Origin of the sequence: Vibrio qinghaiensis (assembly GCF_002257545.1) — a bacterium.
In the GTDB taxonomy this organism is placed as follows: Bacteria; Pseudomonadota; Gammaproteobacteria; order Enterobacterales; family Vibrionaceae; genus Vibrio; species Vibrio ordalii.
The window spans coordinates 1,011,943-1,027,484 of sequence record NZ_CP022741.1 but is presented as its reverse complement, the minus strand read 5'-3'; the positions used below and the strand labels follow the sequence as shown (position 1 = coordinate 1,027,484).

The 15,542-nt window shown below is 45.3% G+C and carries 13 protein-coding genes; 5 read left to right on the top strand and 8 right to left on the bottom strand.

All coding sequences use genetic code 11. The features are described 5' to 3' along the window. The first annotated feature begins 59 nt into the window (after window positions 1–59). The 3 genes from CCZ37_RS04805 to CCZ37_RS04795 all read left to right on the top strand — a co-directional run bounded on the left by CCZ37_RS04805 (window position 60) and on the right by CCZ37_RS04795 (window position 4,897). Window positions 60–1,994 (top strand): PrkA family serine protein kinase, encoded by a 1,935-nt coding sequence (locus CCZ37_RS04805; RefSeq protein WP_094499890.1) that lies wholly within the window; start codon window positions 60–62, stop codon window positions 1,992–1,994. 80 nt (window positions 1,995–2,074) lie between these two features. Then, window positions 2,075–3,346, top strand: a complete 1,272-nt coding sequence (locus CCZ37_RS04800) for a YeaH/YhbH family protein (RefSeq protein WP_094499889.1) — start codon at window positions 2,075–2,077, stop codon at window positions 3,344–3,346. 12 nt (window positions 3,347–3,358) lie between these two features. After that, window positions 3,359–4,897, top strand: coding sequence for a SpoVR family protein (locus CCZ37_RS04795; RefSeq protein WP_094499888.1), 1,539 nt, complete (start codon window positions 3,359–3,361; stop codon window positions 4,895–4,897). A gap of 139 nt (window positions 4,898–5,036) precedes the next feature. Here CCZ37_RS04795 and kdsB read toward each other — a convergent pair whose 3' ends face one another. From kdsB to CCZ37_RS04770, 5 genes are read right to left on the bottom strand one after another with little or no spacing between them, the layout of a single operon-like run. After that, entirely contained in the window at window positions 5,037–5,789 is a 753-nt protein-coding gene (gene kdsB, locus CCZ37_RS04790) for a 3-deoxy-manno-octulosonate cytidylyltransferase (protein ID WP_010319226.1), read from the bottom strand. Next, entirely contained in the window at window positions 5,789–5,968 is a 180-nt protein-coding gene (locus CCZ37_RS04785; RefSeq protein WP_010319227.1) for a Trm112 family protein, read from the bottom strand. The genes kdsB and CCZ37_RS04785 overlap by 1 nt, the downstream gene beginning before the upstream one ends. Continuing rightward, window positions 5,949–6,956, bottom strand: coding sequence for a tetraacyldisaccharide 4'-kinase (lpxK, locus tag CCZ37_RS04780; RefSeq protein ID WP_094499887.1), 1,008 nt, complete (start codon window positions 6,954–6,956; stop codon window positions 5,949–5,951). Before lpxK ends, CCZ37_RS04785 begins: the two co-directional genes overlap by 20 nt. A gap of 3 nt (window positions 6,957–6,959) precedes the next feature. Further along, window positions 6,960–8,708 (bottom strand): lipid A ABC transporter ATP-binding protein/permease MsbA, encoded by a 1,749-nt coding sequence (gene msbA, locus CCZ37_RS04775; RefSeq protein ID WP_010319229.1) that lies wholly within the window; start codon window positions 8,706–8,708, stop codon window positions 6,960–6,962. Window positions 8,709–8,740: 32 nt separating this feature from the next. Further along, on the bottom strand, window positions 8,741–10,984 hold the full coding sequence (locus tag CCZ37_RS04770; RefSeq protein WP_094499886.1) for a DNA internalization-related competence protein ComEC/Rec2: 2,244 nt from the start codon (window positions 10,982–10,984) through the stop codon (window positions 8,741–8,743). 6 nt (window positions 10,985–10,990) lie between these two features. Here CCZ37_RS04770 and CCZ37_RS04765 point away from each other — a divergent pair, with 6 nt between their 5' ends. Then, window positions 10,991–11,500 carry a DUF2062 domain-containing protein gene (locus CCZ37_RS04765; protein WP_010319231.1) on the top strand — a complete coding sequence of 170 codons (510 nt, stop codon included), beginning with the start codon at window positions 10,991–10,993 and terminating at the stop codon, window positions 11,498–11,500. Window positions 11,501–11,669: 169 nt separating this feature from the next. On the opposite strand, the gene lolE is transcribed toward CCZ37_RS04765, so the two are convergent. Genes lolE through lolC form a run of 3 tightly spaced genes read right to left on the bottom strand, consistent with a single transcriptional unit; the run spans window position 11,670 to window position 14,802 of the window. Further along, entirely contained in the window at window positions 11,670–12,914 is a 1,245-nt protein-coding gene (gene lolE, locus CCZ37_RS04760) for a lipoprotein-releasing ABC transporter permease subunit LolE (protein ID WP_094499885.1), read from the bottom strand. Next, window positions 12,915–13,601, bottom strand: coding sequence for a lipoprotein-releasing ABC transporter ATP-binding protein LolD (gene lolD / locus CCZ37_RS04755; RefSeq protein WP_010319233.1), 687 nt, complete (start codon window positions 13,599–13,601; stop codon window positions 12,915–12,917). It abuts the gene before it with no gap. Beyond that, on the bottom strand, window positions 13,594–14,802 hold the full coding sequence (gene lolC / locus CCZ37_RS04750) for a lipoprotein-releasing ABC transporter permease subunit LolC (protein ID WP_094499884.1): 1,209 nt from the start codon (window positions 14,800–14,802) through the stop codon (window positions 13,594–13,596). Before lolC ends, lolD begins: the two co-directional genes overlap by 8 nt. A gap of 165 nt (window positions 14,803–14,967) precedes the next feature. On the opposite strand from lolC, the gene CCZ37_RS04745 reads away from it, so the two are divergent. Further along, window positions 14,968–15,537: a PilZ domain-containing protein gene (locus CCZ37_RS04745; protein ID WP_094499883.1), complete on the top strand. Its 570-nt coding sequence runs from the start codon at window positions 14,968–14,970 to the stop codon at window positions 15,535–15,537. The last annotated feature ends 5 nt before the right edge of the window (window positions 15,538–15,542 follow it).

Below are 15,542 nucleotides of genomic sequence, written 5' to 3'. Positions count from 1 at the left end.
ATTAATTTGTGTTTTTAAGCGGTGTTGTCAGTTAGACAGTTTTCAGAGGGGAATTCACTATGAGTATTTTTGACCACTTTCAGGCACGCTATGAAGCCGCCAAGGATGAAGAGTTATCACTGCAAGAGTTTTTAGCTCTGTGTAAAGAAGATAAAAGTGCGTATGCCAATGCCGCCGAGCGGCTGTTAATGGCGATTGGTGAGCCAGAGCTGATAGACACAGCGAAACACCCACGATTGAGCCGCATTTTCTCTAACCGAGTGATTTCTCGTTATAAAACTTTTGAGGATTTCTATGGTATGGAAGAAGCCATAGAACAGATTGTTTCCTACCTCAAACACTCTGCCCAAGGTTTAGAAGAAAGAAAACAGATCCTCTATCTACTCGGCCCAGTCGGTGGCGGTAAATCTTCACTTGCTGAGAAACTCAAAGCCTTGATGCAGCAAATGCCTATTTATGTTTTGTCTGCAAATGGTGTTCGTAGCCCAGTGAATGACCACCCATTTTGTCTGTTCGATGTGGTTGAAGATGGCGAAATCCTCAAGCAGGAATATGGGATAGAAAAACGCTATTTACGCTCGATTACATCACCTTGGGCGGCCAAACGATTACACGAGTTTGGCGGCGATATTTCCAAATTCAAAGTCGTCAAAGTACGGCCTTCTATTCTCGATCAAATTGCGGTCGCGAAAACCGAGCCCGGTGATGAAAACAACCAAGATATTTCATCACTGGTTGGCAAAGTGGATATTCGGAAACTGGAACATTTCTCGCAAGATGACCCCGATGCATATAGCTATTCCGGTGCACTCTGTAAAGCCAACCAAGGGTTAATGGAGTTTGTTGAGATGTTCAAAGCGCCAATTAAGGTGCTTCATCCGCTTTTAACCGCCACACAAGAAGGAAACTTCAACGGCACCGAAGGATTATCTGCCCTACCCTTTGATGGCATGATTTTAGCGCACTCAAACGAATCCGAGTGGCAGACATTCCGTAACAACAAAAACAACGAAGCGTTTTTGGACCGAGTTTATATCGTTAAAGTTCCTTACTGTTTACGCGTCTCGGAAGAGGTGAAAATTTACCAAAAACTGCTTGAGCACAGCGAACTATCCAAAGCGCCATGCTCACCAAGTACATTAGAATTGCTTGGTCAATTTAGTATCCTATCGCGCCTAAAAGTGCCCGAAAACTCGTCACTTTTCTCCAAAATGCGTGTCTACGACGGTGAAACACTAAAAGATACCGATCCAAAAGCAAAAAGCTATCAAGAGTATCGCGACTATGCTGGTGTCGATGAAGGGATGTCCGGTTTGTCGACTCGCTTTGCTTTTAAAATATTGTCACGCGTCTTCAACTTTGATCAAACGGAAGTCGCGGCGAACCCCGTTCATCTATTCTATGTCATCGAACAGCAAGTTGAACGCGAGCAGTTCCCTCAAGAAACTGCTGAGCGGTACATGGAGTTTTTGAAAGGCTACTTAGTACCTCGTTATGTCGAGTTCATTGGTAAAGAGATTCAAACAGCTTATTTGGAATCTTATTCTGAATATGGCCAAAATATTTTTGATCGCTATGTTACTTACGCTGATTTCTGGATCCAAGATCAAGAGTATCGAGACCCAGAAACTGGCCAACTCTTCGATCGCTCATCGCTCAATAGCGAGTTAGAGAAAATCGAGAAAACGGCTGGTATTAGCAATCCGAAAGATTTCCGAAATGAAATCGTCAATTTTGTGTTGCGCGCAAAAGCTAATAACAATGGGCAAAATCCGGTTTGGACCAGCTACGAGAAACTGCGTACTGTTATTGAGAAAAAAATGTTCTCAAATACCGAGGAGTTGCTTCCTGTTATCTCATTTAATGCCAAAACTTCATCTGATGATCAGAAAAAACACGATGATTTTGTCGCTCGTATGATGGAGAAAGGTTATACCGAAAAACAAGTAAGGCTGCTGTCTGAGTGGTATTTACGTGTCCGTAAATCTTCTTAACTTCAAGCAAATCAAACCTGTACATGCGTTAGTCATAAGAACAATGGCTAACGCAAAGGTGACGTTTCAAGGGGATAATCATGGCGCAATTTATCGATAGAAGATTGAACGGTAAAAACAAAAGCGCGGTCAATAGACAACGCTTTTTACGCCGTCATAAAGAGCAGATCAAAGAATCTGTTGCAGACGCAGTGAACCGTCGCTCGATCACTAACACCGAGTCAGGCGAAGATGTGTCGATCCCAAATCACGACATTAAAGAACCCGTGTTTCACCAAGGAAAAGGCGGCCTAAAAGAGCGAGTTCACCCGGGTAATGATCAGTTTATTACCGGTGATAAAATTGAGAGACCTAAAGGTGGTGGACAAGGTAATGGTTCAGGACAGGGTGATGCGAGTTCTGACGGTGAAGGCCAAGATGAATTTATTTTCCAGATCTCTAAAGATGAATATTTGGATCTGCTGTTTGAAGATTTGGAATTACCTAATCTCGAAAAAAATCAAATCAATAAGATTACAGAATGGAAAACTCATCGTGCGGGCTTCAAAACCGCAGGTGTACCGTCCAATATTGCGGTAGTACGTTCTTTGCAGCAATCATTAGCTCGTCGCACTGCAATGACTGCTGGAAAACGCCGCTTAATGGGTGAATTGGAAGAAGAGTTGCTACGCATTCAGAATAGAGAGCCAGCTCAAGCATTAGAAGAGAAGCGACTTAAACAAGAAATTGAAGCGCTACGCAAAAAGATCGAAAGTGTGCCGTTCATCGATACATTTGACCTGCGTTTCAAAAATTTTGAGAAGCGGCCTATTCCATCGAGCCAAGCCGTTATGTTTTGTCTAATGGATGTATCCGGTTCGATGGATCAAGCCACCAAAGATATTGCTAAACGTTTTTACGTGTTGCTGTATCTGTTTTTAACTCGCACTTATGAAAACGTTGAAGTGGTATTTATTCGTCACCACACACAAGCCAAAGAAGTCGATGAACACGAGTTCTTTTACTCTCAAGAAACGGGGGGCACGATTGTCTCTAGCGCCCTGAAGTTAATGCATGAAATCATTGAGCAGCGCTATCCACTCGGTGAATGGAATATCTACGCAGCTCAAGCGTCCGATGGTGACAACTGGGCTGACGATTCACCTCGGTGTAAAGAGCTCCTCACCAAGAAGCTACTGCCATATTGTCAGTATTACGCTTATATTGAAATCACTCGCCGCTCACACCAAACCTTATGGCATGAGTACGAAAAATTACAACCCTCATTTGGTAATTTTGCCATTAAAAACATTCGCACCGTGGATGATATATTCCCTGTATTTAGGGAGCTATTCCAAAAGGAAACAGCTTAGGGAGGCATGATAATGACAACAAAAGCGAAGGGAACTTCAAAGCGAAAAAGTAAATTATTACCAGACGGGCCAGACTGGACATTTGAGCTTTTAGAGAAATACCATACTGAAATACGTCGGGTAGCTGAGTTTTACCGTCTTGACACCTATCCTAATCAAATCGAGGTCATTACCTCAGAGCAGATGATGGATGCCTACTCTAGCATCGGCATGCCTATCAATTACAGCCACTGGTCATTTGGCAAAAAATTTATTCAAACCGAACAAGGCTACAAACATGGTCAAATGGGGCTCGCGTATGAAATCGTCATTAACTCAGACCCGTGCATCGCCTATTTGATGGAAGAAAATACCGTCACTATGCAAGCCTTAGTGATGGCGCACGCTTGCTATGGGCACAACTCGTTTTTCAAAGGCAACTACCTTTTCCAAACTTGGACGGATGCGAGCTCCATCATTGACTATCTCTTATTTGCCAAAAACTACATTTCAGAATGCGAAGAAAAATATGGCGTGCCCGAAGTCGAATCGCTGCTCGACTCATGCCACGCGTTAATGAATTATGGCGTTGACCGCTATAAACGACCTGAAAAAATATCGATAGCAGAAGAGAAAGCACGTCAAGAAGAGCGTGAAGCTTATCTACAATCGCAAGTCAATGAACTGTGGCGCACCGTACCCAAAGCAAAAACCAAAGAAGAAGATCTTAAGGTTCGCTTTCCAAGTGAGCCACAGGAAAACATTCTTTATTTCATTGAGAAACATGCGCCACTGCTTGAACCATGGCAGCGAGAAATTGTGCGCATTGTGAGGAAAATAAGCCAATATTTTTACCCACAAAAACAGACACAAGTGATGAATGAAGGCTGGGCCACATTCTGGCATTACACTATCTTAAATCATCTTTATGACGAAGGCTTTGTCTCTGATAAATTCATTCTTGAATTTCTACATAGCCACACCAGTGTCGTTGCGCAACCGTCTTACAATAGCCCCTATTTTAGTGGCATCAATCCATATGCGCTTGGCTTTGCTATGTTCAGAGATATTAAACGTATTTGTGAAGAACCAACCGATGAAGATAGGGAATGGTTTCCTGAGCTTGCTGGAACAGAATGGTTAGATGCGGTTCATTTTGCTATGCGCAACTTCAAGGACGAGAGCTTTATTAGCCAGTATCTCTCACCTAAAGTAATGCGCGATTTCAAGCTGTTTGCCATTGTGGATGACGATCGTAAAAATTTCATTGAAGTTAGTGCAATTCACAATGATATTGGCTATCACGCCATCCGTGAAAAGCTTGCAGCACAATATAATCTCAGTAATTTAGAACCTAATATTCAAGTCTATAACGTCGATGTGCGCGGTGATCGTTCTTTAACACTGCAACACGTTCCACACGATAGAATTCCTTTAGATCAGAGCTGTCATGAGGTACTAAAACATCTTTACCGTTTATGGGGGTTTGATGTGATTTTAGAGGAAGTCAAAGAGAGTGGCCGACGTGAAATTTTAGCGACTTGCCCACCACAAAATGAAACTCGCTCTTAGTTATAAGCTTCTGAAAACAGGTTATAAGCTTCTGAAAAAAGGTTATAAGCCTCTGAAAAAAGGTTATAAGCCTCTGAAAACAGGTTATAAACCGCTGAAAACGGAGAGAGAAAGGAGCACAATTGCTCCTTTCTTTTAACTAACGTTGGCTTACTATCGCTCTCACTAACTCTAAATCTTCTGGTGTATCAACCCCTGCAGGCGGAGCTTCTTTGGCAACGGCAACGTGAATTTTTTCACCATACCACAGTACTCGAAGCTGCTCTAAACACTCAATTTTCTCAAGTACACTGGGTTGCCAGTTGATATAAGTATTGATAAAACCAGCCCGATACGCGTAAATACCAATATGACGCAGCACTGGCTGAATCACTGTTTGACCACCAGCTGCAAAGTGATCTCTATCCCAAGGAATCGTTGCACGGCTGAAATACAGCGCGTAACCCTCTTGATCTGTTACCACTTTAACCGCGTTAGGGTTAAACACTTCAGCTTGATCAGTAATTTCAACCGCTAAAGTCGCCATCGGCGCGCTACTGTTGGCTAAATTGTTAGCGACCTGCTTGATGATGATCGGTGGAATGAGTGGCTCGTCACCTTGTACGTTAACAATAATGTGGTCATCGGCAATGCCCATTAATTTCACCACTTCGGCTAAACGCTCAGTACCGGACTCATGATGTGATGATGTCATGCAAACATTGCCACCAAACGCATGGACAGCCGCTTCAACACGAGCATCATCAGTAGCAATCACGACCTGCTCAGCACCCGATTGCAGCGCTTGCTCATAAACCCACTGAATCATAGGTTTACCGCCAATATCAGCCAAAGGCTTACCAGGTAAACGCGTCGACTGATAACGAGCAGGGATAACAACGCTGAAAGCCATTATCGTCCCTCATCCATCGTCATGCTGCGCGCTTCTGGTTCAAGCAACACTGGGATCCCTTCTTTTATTGGATAGGCCAAACGATCTAACTTACAAATAAGCTCTTGGTTTTCTTTATCATAAGTCAGCTTACCTTTACATACTGGGCAAGCTACAATTTCAAGCAGACGGTGATCCATATGGCTCCATTACCTCTTTTATTTTGTCCAAAATACGCTGTTCATCTGGCGAACTAAATTGCGCAGAAACAGGAAGATACCACCAGTTTTCTTGCGCAAACGCTGCACATTTTACTGCGTCTTTTTCTGTCATGATGACGTTTGCTCCATGTTGCGCAAGCGCCTCTAATTCTGAATATTGATACTCTTGATGATCAGCAAAACCTTGAGTTAATACCGTCTTCGCGCCTAAAGCTTCTAGTGTATTAAAAAAGCGTGCGGGGTAACCAATACCAGCAAACGCGACTAGCGCATGCAGTTGACTCACTGACACTTGCTGACCGGTCACCAAATTAACGGCTAAGCTAGGTGAAAGGTGCATCGCCAATTCGCCGTATTGAGCTTGACCGCCATTAGTCACAATAAAATCGACTTCCGATAACCGAGAGAGTGGCTCTCTTAACGGACCTAAAGGCATAAACTGCTCATTACCGAAGCGACGAACGCCGTCCACGACTGCAAATTCAATATCGCGCTCTAATGCATAGTGCTGGAGGCCATCGTCAGTGATAATGACATCAACACCTAACGGAAGCAGGGCTTGCACGGCTTGTGAGCGCTTTGGTGCAACAGCAACCGGAGCACCCGTGCGCTGGTGAATCAATTTAGGTTCATCGCCGCAGTGAGCGGTTGGCGTATCACTTTGCAGCACCAATGGATAAACCGGGGCCTTACCACCATACCCACGCGAAACAACTCCCGGTTTGAAGCCTTGTTTCTGTAAAGCTTCGACTAACCATACAACCAACGGCGTTTTGCCATTACCACCCGCGGTAATATTACCCACCATAACTACAGGAATGGGAGCCTTATAACGCTTTTTTTGGCCCGCTTGAAATGCTCGCTTACGTGCTTGACTGACTAACCGAAACAAGACACTCAGTGGCCACAATAGTGGCCACAACAAAAAACGCACGGGATGATGCCCGAACCAGATTTTTTCAATCACTGATTAGTCACCAAATTGGATCCGGTGCAATTGGGCATATGCCCCATCCTGTGCAATTAACTGAGCATGATGACCACGTTCGATAATTTCCCCCTCATCGACCACCAGAATTTCATCAGCTTCTTCAATCGTCGACAAGCGGTGCGCAATAACCAATACCGTTTTATTCTTTTGTAGCTCTTCAAGCGCTGATTGAATCGCTCTTTCAGATTCCGTATCTAACGCCGAAGTTGCCTCATCTAGGATAAGAACGGGGGCATCACGTAATAACGCTCGCGCAATCGCTACTCGTTGACGTTGGCCTCCGGATAAACTGGCCCCATTTTCACCAATCATAGTGTCCAAACCATCAGGCATATTGTCGATAAACTCCATGGCATGAGCGAGCTTAGCCGCGTGCTCAATTTGCTCACGCGTGTACTCATTTTCTGCCGCGTAAGCAATATTATTGGCAATGGTATCGTTGAAGAGGTGAACATTTTGCGAAACCAGCGCAAAGTGGGTGCGCAAGTTCTTCAGTTTATAATCGCGAATATCATGATCATCTAGATAGATAGCGCCTGAATCGACATCATAAAAACGAGTCAAGAGGCTCGCGATAGTACTTTTTCCTGAGCCGGAACGCCCAACAAGTGCGACAGTTTTACCTTGAGGAATATCAAAACTCACATGAGACAGCGCTGGTTTTTCTTTACCTTGGTAGGTAAAGGTCACATCCTGAACTCTAACGTCACCACGTATTTTTTCGGCTTCAAACTGGCCAGTATCTCGCTCGGTTTCTAAATCAATTAGCTCAAATAACGTTTGGCTGGCCGCCATACCACGCTGAAAATCAGAGGTGACGCTTGTTAACGCTTTCAATGGACGCATCAAGCCAAACATTGCCGAGAAGACCACTGTAAAGGTACCCGGTGTTAATTCAGCACGAATAGAATCAACGCTGGCTAAAAATAGCACGGTAACCAATGCTAATGACGCAATCATTTGAATAATAGGGTCAGCAATAGACTGTGCGGCCACTAGTTTCATCGTTTGTTGACGCATTTGATTACTGACATGGTCAAAACGTTTACGTTCTACGTTTTGACCACCATAGCTCAGTACCACTTTATGCCCTTTTAGCATCTGCTCTGCTGAAGAGGTCACATCACCCATGGTGGTCTGCATCCCTTTTGAGATCTTGCGAAAACGTTTAGAGACAATGCCAATCCCCATCGCAACCACTGGTGCAACAACGATTAAGACCAGTGATAGCTGCCAACTATTCCAAAACATCAAGGTCAATAGGCCGATGATACTCGCACCTTCACGAACAATACTTACCAGCGCACGGCTGGTCGCCCCAGCCACTTGCTCTGAATCATAGGTAATGCGTGATAACAAGCCACCCGTGGATTCCTTATCAAAGAAACTGACAGGCATATGCATGAATTGGTTAAAGATTTTTCGACGCATTAGCATCACGACATTGCCAGAAACCCAGCTCAAACAGTATGAGGAGACAAAGCCACTGAAGCCACGCAGCGCCATCATCCCCAAGATGATAAAAGGCAGCACGCGCAAGAAATCAGATTCCGCATTCCCAAACCCTTCATCGAGAAGAGGCTTAAGTAACGACACCATATACGTGTCAGAAACCGCATTGATGATTAATGCGACAACCGCAACCGCTAGGCCAGATTTGTAAAGGCGGATATAGGTCCACAGGCGTTTGAAGGTTTGCCAAGTGGTTTCGTCAGTATTGAGTGACATAGACATGTTTTGTTCTTAAGAAAATATTGCGCTCATTCTACCTCGTTACGGAGCATCTGCCTATACCAAGGCTGAGAGCGAGAGGTACGCAGGCTGTTGACTTGATAGTTCTGCATGCCAAAAATAACGCTAATTTGCCCGTCTTCACCCGTATCCAACCAGTTTGTTCCATGTTGCAGGTAGCGTTGAACAACCTGTGCGGAAGGTAATTGCCAGCGTCCACCTTTGGCAAGCGAGGCAATAGCGACCTCAGGATTGACCTTATTAATCAAAGCGACAGTAGAAGATGTTCTGCTACCGTGGTGTGGTACAAGCAGGATATGACTTTGTAAGGATTGCTCTGTTCGCGCAAGTAACCACTCACTCATGGCATCCACATCCCCGGGCAGAAGCACTGAAAAACCGGTATTTGGGTCAAAGATCCGGATCACGCAAGAGTGAGGATTGTAAGCCCGCGCTACAGTTTTAGGTGGCCAGATAACGTCAAAAAAGAGCTGTTGCCACTGCCATTGTTCGCCAGCAATACAAGGTTGATAACCCGCTATCGTTTGACTAGCACGTTTCCATTTGGGCTGCCAAACACGCTCAACTTCCGATCTTCCGCCTGCATGATCGTTATCCAAGTGACTTAAAATCAACCCGTCTAATTGTTTCGCTCCTCGCTTGGTTAACACAGGGGCAACCGTAGTTTGGATATGATCGCCACCTTGCCAACTTGCACCAGTATCATAAAGCACGTAGCGCCCTTCTTTTTCGATCAACACCGCCAACCCATGCCCAACGTCTAACACATCAATCCGCCAACCTGTTTTGATTGGAATGGTGACCCAGGAAGCCATCATAATTAAGCCACAGACAGCAAGCGCAAAACGCGAGATCAACGGTGAAAACACAAACAACAACAGAGCACTGCTCAACAGAACCAAAACAGCACCAGAAATAGGAAACCAACTGAGACTTGAATAATGTATTGACCAATCAACGGGAATGAGTAATTTAGCCACCCAATGCCACACCATAGGTGCGCCATCAAAAGTCAAAACCGTACACCCTAAAGCAACAAAGAGCGCCGGAACCACCACAAAACTGAACCAAGGAATAAACACTAAGTTATAGAGCGCCGCACTGGTACTCACCCCACCGAAAAAATAAGCGGTTACCGGAAGCATACACAGCACTAACCCAATCTGCATCGTCAATAAACGCCATAAAAAAAATCGCTGAGTTTGAGGTAGCGAAAGTTGGTAAAACACCACTGAGACAGCAATAAAGGACATCCAAAAGCTACTGGATAGCGCAGCAAAAGGATCGATGAGCAGCACCGCCGATAACGTCATAAGTAGTCGCTGCAACGTATTGATACGGACATTGAGGATAATCATCGCCACATTAAGCAAACACATGATGAGCGCGCGTTGAGTGGGCAAGGTAAAGCCAGCCAACCAAGCATAGCCTAGTGCGCACAAGCTTCCTACGACGAATGGCGACCACCCCATACGGTGATGCAAACGCATCAATACGAGCCCAAGGCTATAACCAAAACCAAATGCGATGCCAATGTGCAGACCAGAAATGGCAACCAAATGAATCAGGCCACTGTCTCGTAATGCTTGCCATTGTGCTGCTGAAATATCACTGCGTTCTCCAAATGTGAGCGCCATTAAAATACCAAGATTAGGATCATCCGCGAGCCAAGTTTTGATTTTCTGATACCATTGTGTTCGCCGCTCTGGCAAGGGTTCAATACGATAAGGCTGCCCATTACTCACGGTTGCTCGAGCCACAATACCTTGGCTCAAAGAGTACGACTCTACATCAAATCCCGTCTCATTTAACCGGCCAAAGATAGGTTTTACAGTAATGGTAAATTCAACCACATCGCCCTTTTTCAACAGCAAAGGCGCAACTAATCGTACTTTGGGTCGCAAAAAAATGTTTAAGGTTTGACCATTGATTGATCGAATCGAAATTGTTCCTTCGTAACCATGACTAATTTGTCTAAAAAAGCTGTTAACCTGGCCATTTATGGTAATATCCGGACCTGCCTGGAACAGAGTGTTGGACTGCTCACGCAATAGGTTCCCGCTGATCACAATGACGACTACAGCCATTGTTACTCCTGAGAGAAAGCGCAGTTTTCTATAACCGACAGAGAGTATAAGAATGGCGAATAGAGGCATACTCCATTTCCAATCTGGCATCCAAGGCCAATAAGAAGCAGAAATGGCGGTTAGCGAAAACGAAGCTAGAGTCCAGTAATTAGATAAGAGAGTCATGTCACGATGCCAAGAAAGTTCATCAAACGTTTTATGCCTAACCATGAAGTGATTAAGCGTCAGAAGGCATTAAAAATTTTTGGCAATGTGCTGTACAACCCCAATTTATGGTGTTTGAACCGCCGCTCAGCAGCGGGCGCCTTCGCCGTAGGTTTGTTCATGGCTTTTGTTCCACTTCCGAGTCAAATGATCATGTCCGCTGGCCTTGCCATTATGTGCGGCGTCAATTTACCGCTCTCTGTAGCCTTGGTCTGGATTAGCAACCCCATCACCATGCCAGTGCTGTTCTACTTCGCCTACAAACTTGGGGCATGGGTAATGCAAACACCACCACAACCATTTCACTTTGAACTCTCTTGGCATTTTATCATGCAACAAATGAGTACCATTGGTCCGCCATTCCTTTTGGGTTGCATGATGTGCGGAGTGATCTCCGCCATAATCGGCTACTTCGGCATTCACGGTTTATGGCGCTATTCTGTCGTAAGAAGCTGGCAAAAGCGCCAAGCGAGATAAAAGCTTCAAGAGATTGAGACTGGCTATACAACTGAGCATGTAAAACGATGTCGCATGATGTTGAAAAAGGACCAAATGGTCCTTTTTGTTTGCTAAAACTTTGTTTGCTAAAAACTTTGTTTGCTAAAAATAGCTCAATGCTGATGAACGAAAAGAATCCGAGTTGAGATTATTTAGCGCTAAGCACAGACGCCGGGTTCAGTTGACTGGCCCTAGAGGCAGGATACCAAGTAGCTAGTAGGCTCAACACAATCGCCGTCGAAGAGACAAGCACCACATCCGATAGGTTCACTTGTGATGGCAAAAAGTCGACAAAATAGATATCACCAGACAAAAACTGATGGCCGACTAACCGTTCTAATCCTTTGATTAACGCTGTTAAATTCCACGCAATCAACACACCTAACACGCCACCTATCACACTGCCTAATACACCAGAGAAAACACCCTGCCAGACAAAAATTCGTTTCACTAATCCATCAGTCGCGCCCATAGTGCGCAAAATGGCAATTTCAGCCGCACGATCTTTTACCGCCATCATAAGTGTTGAAACGATGTTGAAGCTCGCCACACCAATCACCAGCACCATCACCAAATACATCATGGTTCTGACCAACTGAATATCACGGTACAAAAAGCCAAACTTTTGCTGCCAACTGCGTAGATAGACGTATTGATCAAGCGTATTGCCGACCTCTCTTACAATTTGAGTCGCATTTAATACCTCTGAGACCTTGATAGCAACGCCCGTCACTCGCTCTCCTAATTTGGCGTAAGCTTGTGCATCTGCCAATGGCACTAACGCAAGGCTGTGATCAATTTGGCCGTTGAGCTCCAAAAGCCCTGAGACCTTGACGCGCACGCGCTTTGGCGCTTGAACTTTAGCGCTCTCATTCGCAGAGGGGATCATCAAAGTGACATAGTCACCGACTGCCGCGCCCAATTTATCCGCCACTCCTTTGCCTAAAATGACCTGTTGCTGACCTGCGACAAAACCTTGCCATGCATCGGAAGAGACAAATTGAGATAAACGCGACACGGCGCGCTCCATTTGCGGATCAATTCCACGCACCTCAATCGCTTTCAGTTGCGCGCCTTTCTCCGCTAATGCCGTCAATTTTACATAAGGAGCAGCCGCTTCCACTTTTGGATGCTGCACGGCTTGCTTGACTAATGACGACCAGTTCGCGATGGGTTGTTGAACCCCTTCGAACTCGCCGTGCGCTATCACAGATAACACTCGATTCTGCAGTTCGCGCTCAAAGCCATTCATCGCCGACAAGCCAACAATGATCACCGCAACGCCCACGGCGATACCGATAATGGAAGAGAGCGAGATAAACGACACCATTTTATTACGCTGCTTTGCCAGGCTAAAACGACGACCAATCACTAAAGAGAGCGAGGTGAACATCTACAGTGCCTCCACATTAATCAGCAAACCATCTTGCATGTGCATCTGTCTGTCCATTTTTTCAGCAAGTTCGCTATCATGCGTTACCACTAAAAATGCCGTGCCAAACTCTTGATTCATTTGACGCATCAAATCATAAATCGCCAGCGCCGTTTTGTGATCAAGGTTGCCCGTAGGCTCATCGGCTAACACCAAATCGGGTTGATTGACCAGCGCTCGCGCAATCGCTACCCGCTGCCGCTCTCCACCAGAGAGCTCAGAGGGTCGATGAGATAAGCGATGCCCCAACCCCACTTTTTCTAGCAATGCTTGCGCGGCCTGTTTAGCACGCGATGCTTTTTGGCCACCAATAAGCAACGGCATGGCAACATTCTCAAGAGCGGTGAAATCGGCTAATAAATGGTGGAACTGGTACACAAAACCCAAATGTTGATTGCGAATGTTCGCTTGTTTATTGGAGCTTAAGCTCGATAAATCCTGACCTAAAAACGACACTGAACCTTCGGTTGCCTCATCCAGTGCACCCAGAATGTGTAATAACGTACTTTTCCCAGATCCAGAAGTCCCAATAATTGAGACTAACTCGCCCGCTTGAATGCCAAAACTGACGCCTTTTAGCACTTGAGTCCGTAGCTCCCCTTCTTGGTAGGTTTTGCATACGTTATGGCATTGTAAAAGGTTATTCATATCTTAAAGCCTCGGCAGGTTTTACGGATGACGCGCGGTAGGAAGGAAACAGTGTCGCGAATAAGCTGAGCGTGATGGCTGCTATCACCACCAACATAATTTGCATAGGGTTAATCACTACGGGCAGCGTTCCCCCCACAGAGAACAGCGCGACCCCCATGCTTTCTAATAATCCATTGAGGTTATTGGCAAGCAATACGCCTAACACACCACCGACAAGCGCACCAATCACTCCACTACTCGCACCTTGAACCATAAAAATGGCCAGTACTTGTTGATCTGTCATGCCTTGCGTTTTCAAAATCGCGACCTCAGCTTGTTTTTCCATCACCACCATGATCAACGCGGAAATGATATTGAAAGCCGCCACGCCAACAATCAAGCCAAGCATCAAACCCATCATATTTTTTTCCATGCGAACAGCTTGGAACAACTCGCCACGCTGATCTCGCCAGTCACTCCATTGCCACCCCTCAGGCAAAGGTGCGCTAGCTAGGTCTGCGACCACAAAAGGATCATCAAAAAAGAGCCGCCATCCCGACACCGTATTTGATGGTAAACGAAGCAATCGCGCTGCATCTTTGATGTGCGTCAGCATCAGTTGTCCATCAACGTCAGACCCCGTATTGAAGATGCCTGCGACTGTAAAATTACGTTGTGCAGGGATACGACCTAAGGGGGTATATTGGCTAGCCGAAGTCACCATCAAGCGCACTTTATCGCCAATTGTCACGTTAAGTGCCCGCGCCAGTGAATGGCCAAGCAACAGTTGATAATCACCCGGATTAAGTGCGCTCACTTGACCTTCAATCAAGTGCGCCGCAATCGGATCATGTTGATTTGGTTCAATTCCCACCAACAAACCAGCTGCAAGTTGCGATGAGCTTTGCACCACAGCTTCACTGCGCACAATCGGTTCAGCCGCTCTGGCGCTAGAGAGCTGGTTAATAAATTGAGGCACATCTTGCGTGAGCAAAGTGTGATCGCCGTTTTGTGAAACTACCGCTTGAGGCAACACGCCCAAAATTCTATTTTTGAGCTGAGATTCAAAGCCATTCATGACAGAAAGTACCGTCACCAATGACATCACGCCAATGGTTATCCCCGCCGTAGACATGTAAGAAACAAATCGACTGAATCTATCACCGGATCGCCCACGTAGATAACGTAAGCCGATAAACGCCGAAATAGGATGAAACATAACAAAAACCGCCTAAAAGTGATGCTCAGTACTGTAACGAGAAACGATGCAAGGTTGTAGCTTTAATTTGCCAATTATCGGTTAAATAGGCTCGATAACAATGACATACCTTGATTAGTTCGCCGGTATGATGATAATCAACAAAGTAATGAGAAGGACGCCTTTATGACCGAGCAAGAATTTTTTACGGTTCACTATGGACTGACAGCCAATATTGAACTTTTAGACAGCGCATTTATGCTACCTTCCAAGTCGATATTTGAAGCGGAAATTCCCGCCCCATTTATTGTGGCTAGTGAGTTTAGCCAGTTGGATGCACTCACCGAAAGTGCACGGCTAGAGCTGAAGAGTAGCGATTTCAAGCATGTCGTTCAGTTACTTGATACTCAAAATTCGAAACTGAATTTGTTACTGACCTTTATGTTATCACAGCAAGATGAACCGCATTCACGCTTCATCACCAGCACATTTGGCGCCAGCCGCTTCTCTTTTCGTTATCCAAGCGCACTAGAAATTGGCACCCAAGCCCGCAGTAAACTGTTTTTAGATCATCCGGCGGCTGCCATTTATTGCTATAGTTCGGTGATTGATTGCCAAGCGGACGATCAACACTATCTCATCACGATGAAATACGATTTACTGCGAGATACTGACCAAGATCTCTTAATTAAAGCCGCACTGTACCAGCAGCAAAAATTGCTGCGTCAACGCTCTTTAGACCGAAATAAACCATAAGCGTT

Coding starts and splice junctions, on each gene's coding strand:
- CCZ37_RS04805 (WP_094499890.1), top strand. CDS start 60: ATGAGTATTTTTGACCACTTTCAGGCACGCTATGAAGCCGCCAAGGAT.
- CCZ37_RS04800 (WP_094499889.1), top strand. CDS start 2,075: ATGGCGCAATTTATCGATAGAAGATTGAACGGTAAAAACAAAAGCGCG.
- CCZ37_RS04795 (WP_094499888.1), top strand. CDS start 3,359: ATGACAACAAAAGCGAAGGGAACTTCAAAGCGAAAAAGTAAATTATTA.
- kdsB (WP_010319226.1), bottom strand. CDS start 5,789: ATGGCTTTCAGCGTTGTTATCCCTGCTCGTTATCAGTCGACGCGTTTA.
- CCZ37_RS04785 (WP_010319227.1), bottom strand. CDS start 5,968: ATGGATCACCGTCTGCTTGAAATTGTAGCTTGCCCAGTATGTAAAGGT.
- msbA (WP_010319229.1), bottom strand. CDS start 8,708: ATGTCACTCAATACTGACGAAACCACTTGGCAAACCTTCAAACGCCTG.
- CCZ37_RS04770 (WP_094499886.1), bottom strand. CDS start 10,984: ATGACTCTCTTATCTAATTACTGGACTCTAGCTTCGTTTTCGCTAACC.
- CCZ37_RS04765 (WP_010319231.1), top strand. CDS start 10,991: ATGCCAAGAAAGTTCATCAAACGTTTTATGCCTAACCATGAAGTGATT.
- lolE (WP_094499885.1), bottom strand. CDS start 12,914: ATGTTCACCTCGCTCTCTTTAGTGATTGGTCGTCGTTTTAGCCTGGCA.
- lolD (WP_010319233.1), bottom strand. CDS start 13,601: ATGAATAACCTTTTACAATGCCATAACGTATGCAAAACCTACCAAGAA.
- lolC (WP_094499884.1), bottom strand. CDS start 14,802: ATGTTTCATCCTATTTCGGCGTTTATCGGCTTACGTTATCTACGTGGG.
- CCZ37_RS04745 (WP_094499883.1), top strand. CDS start 14,968: ATGACCGAGCAAGAATTTTTTACGGTTCACTATGGACTGACAGCCAAT.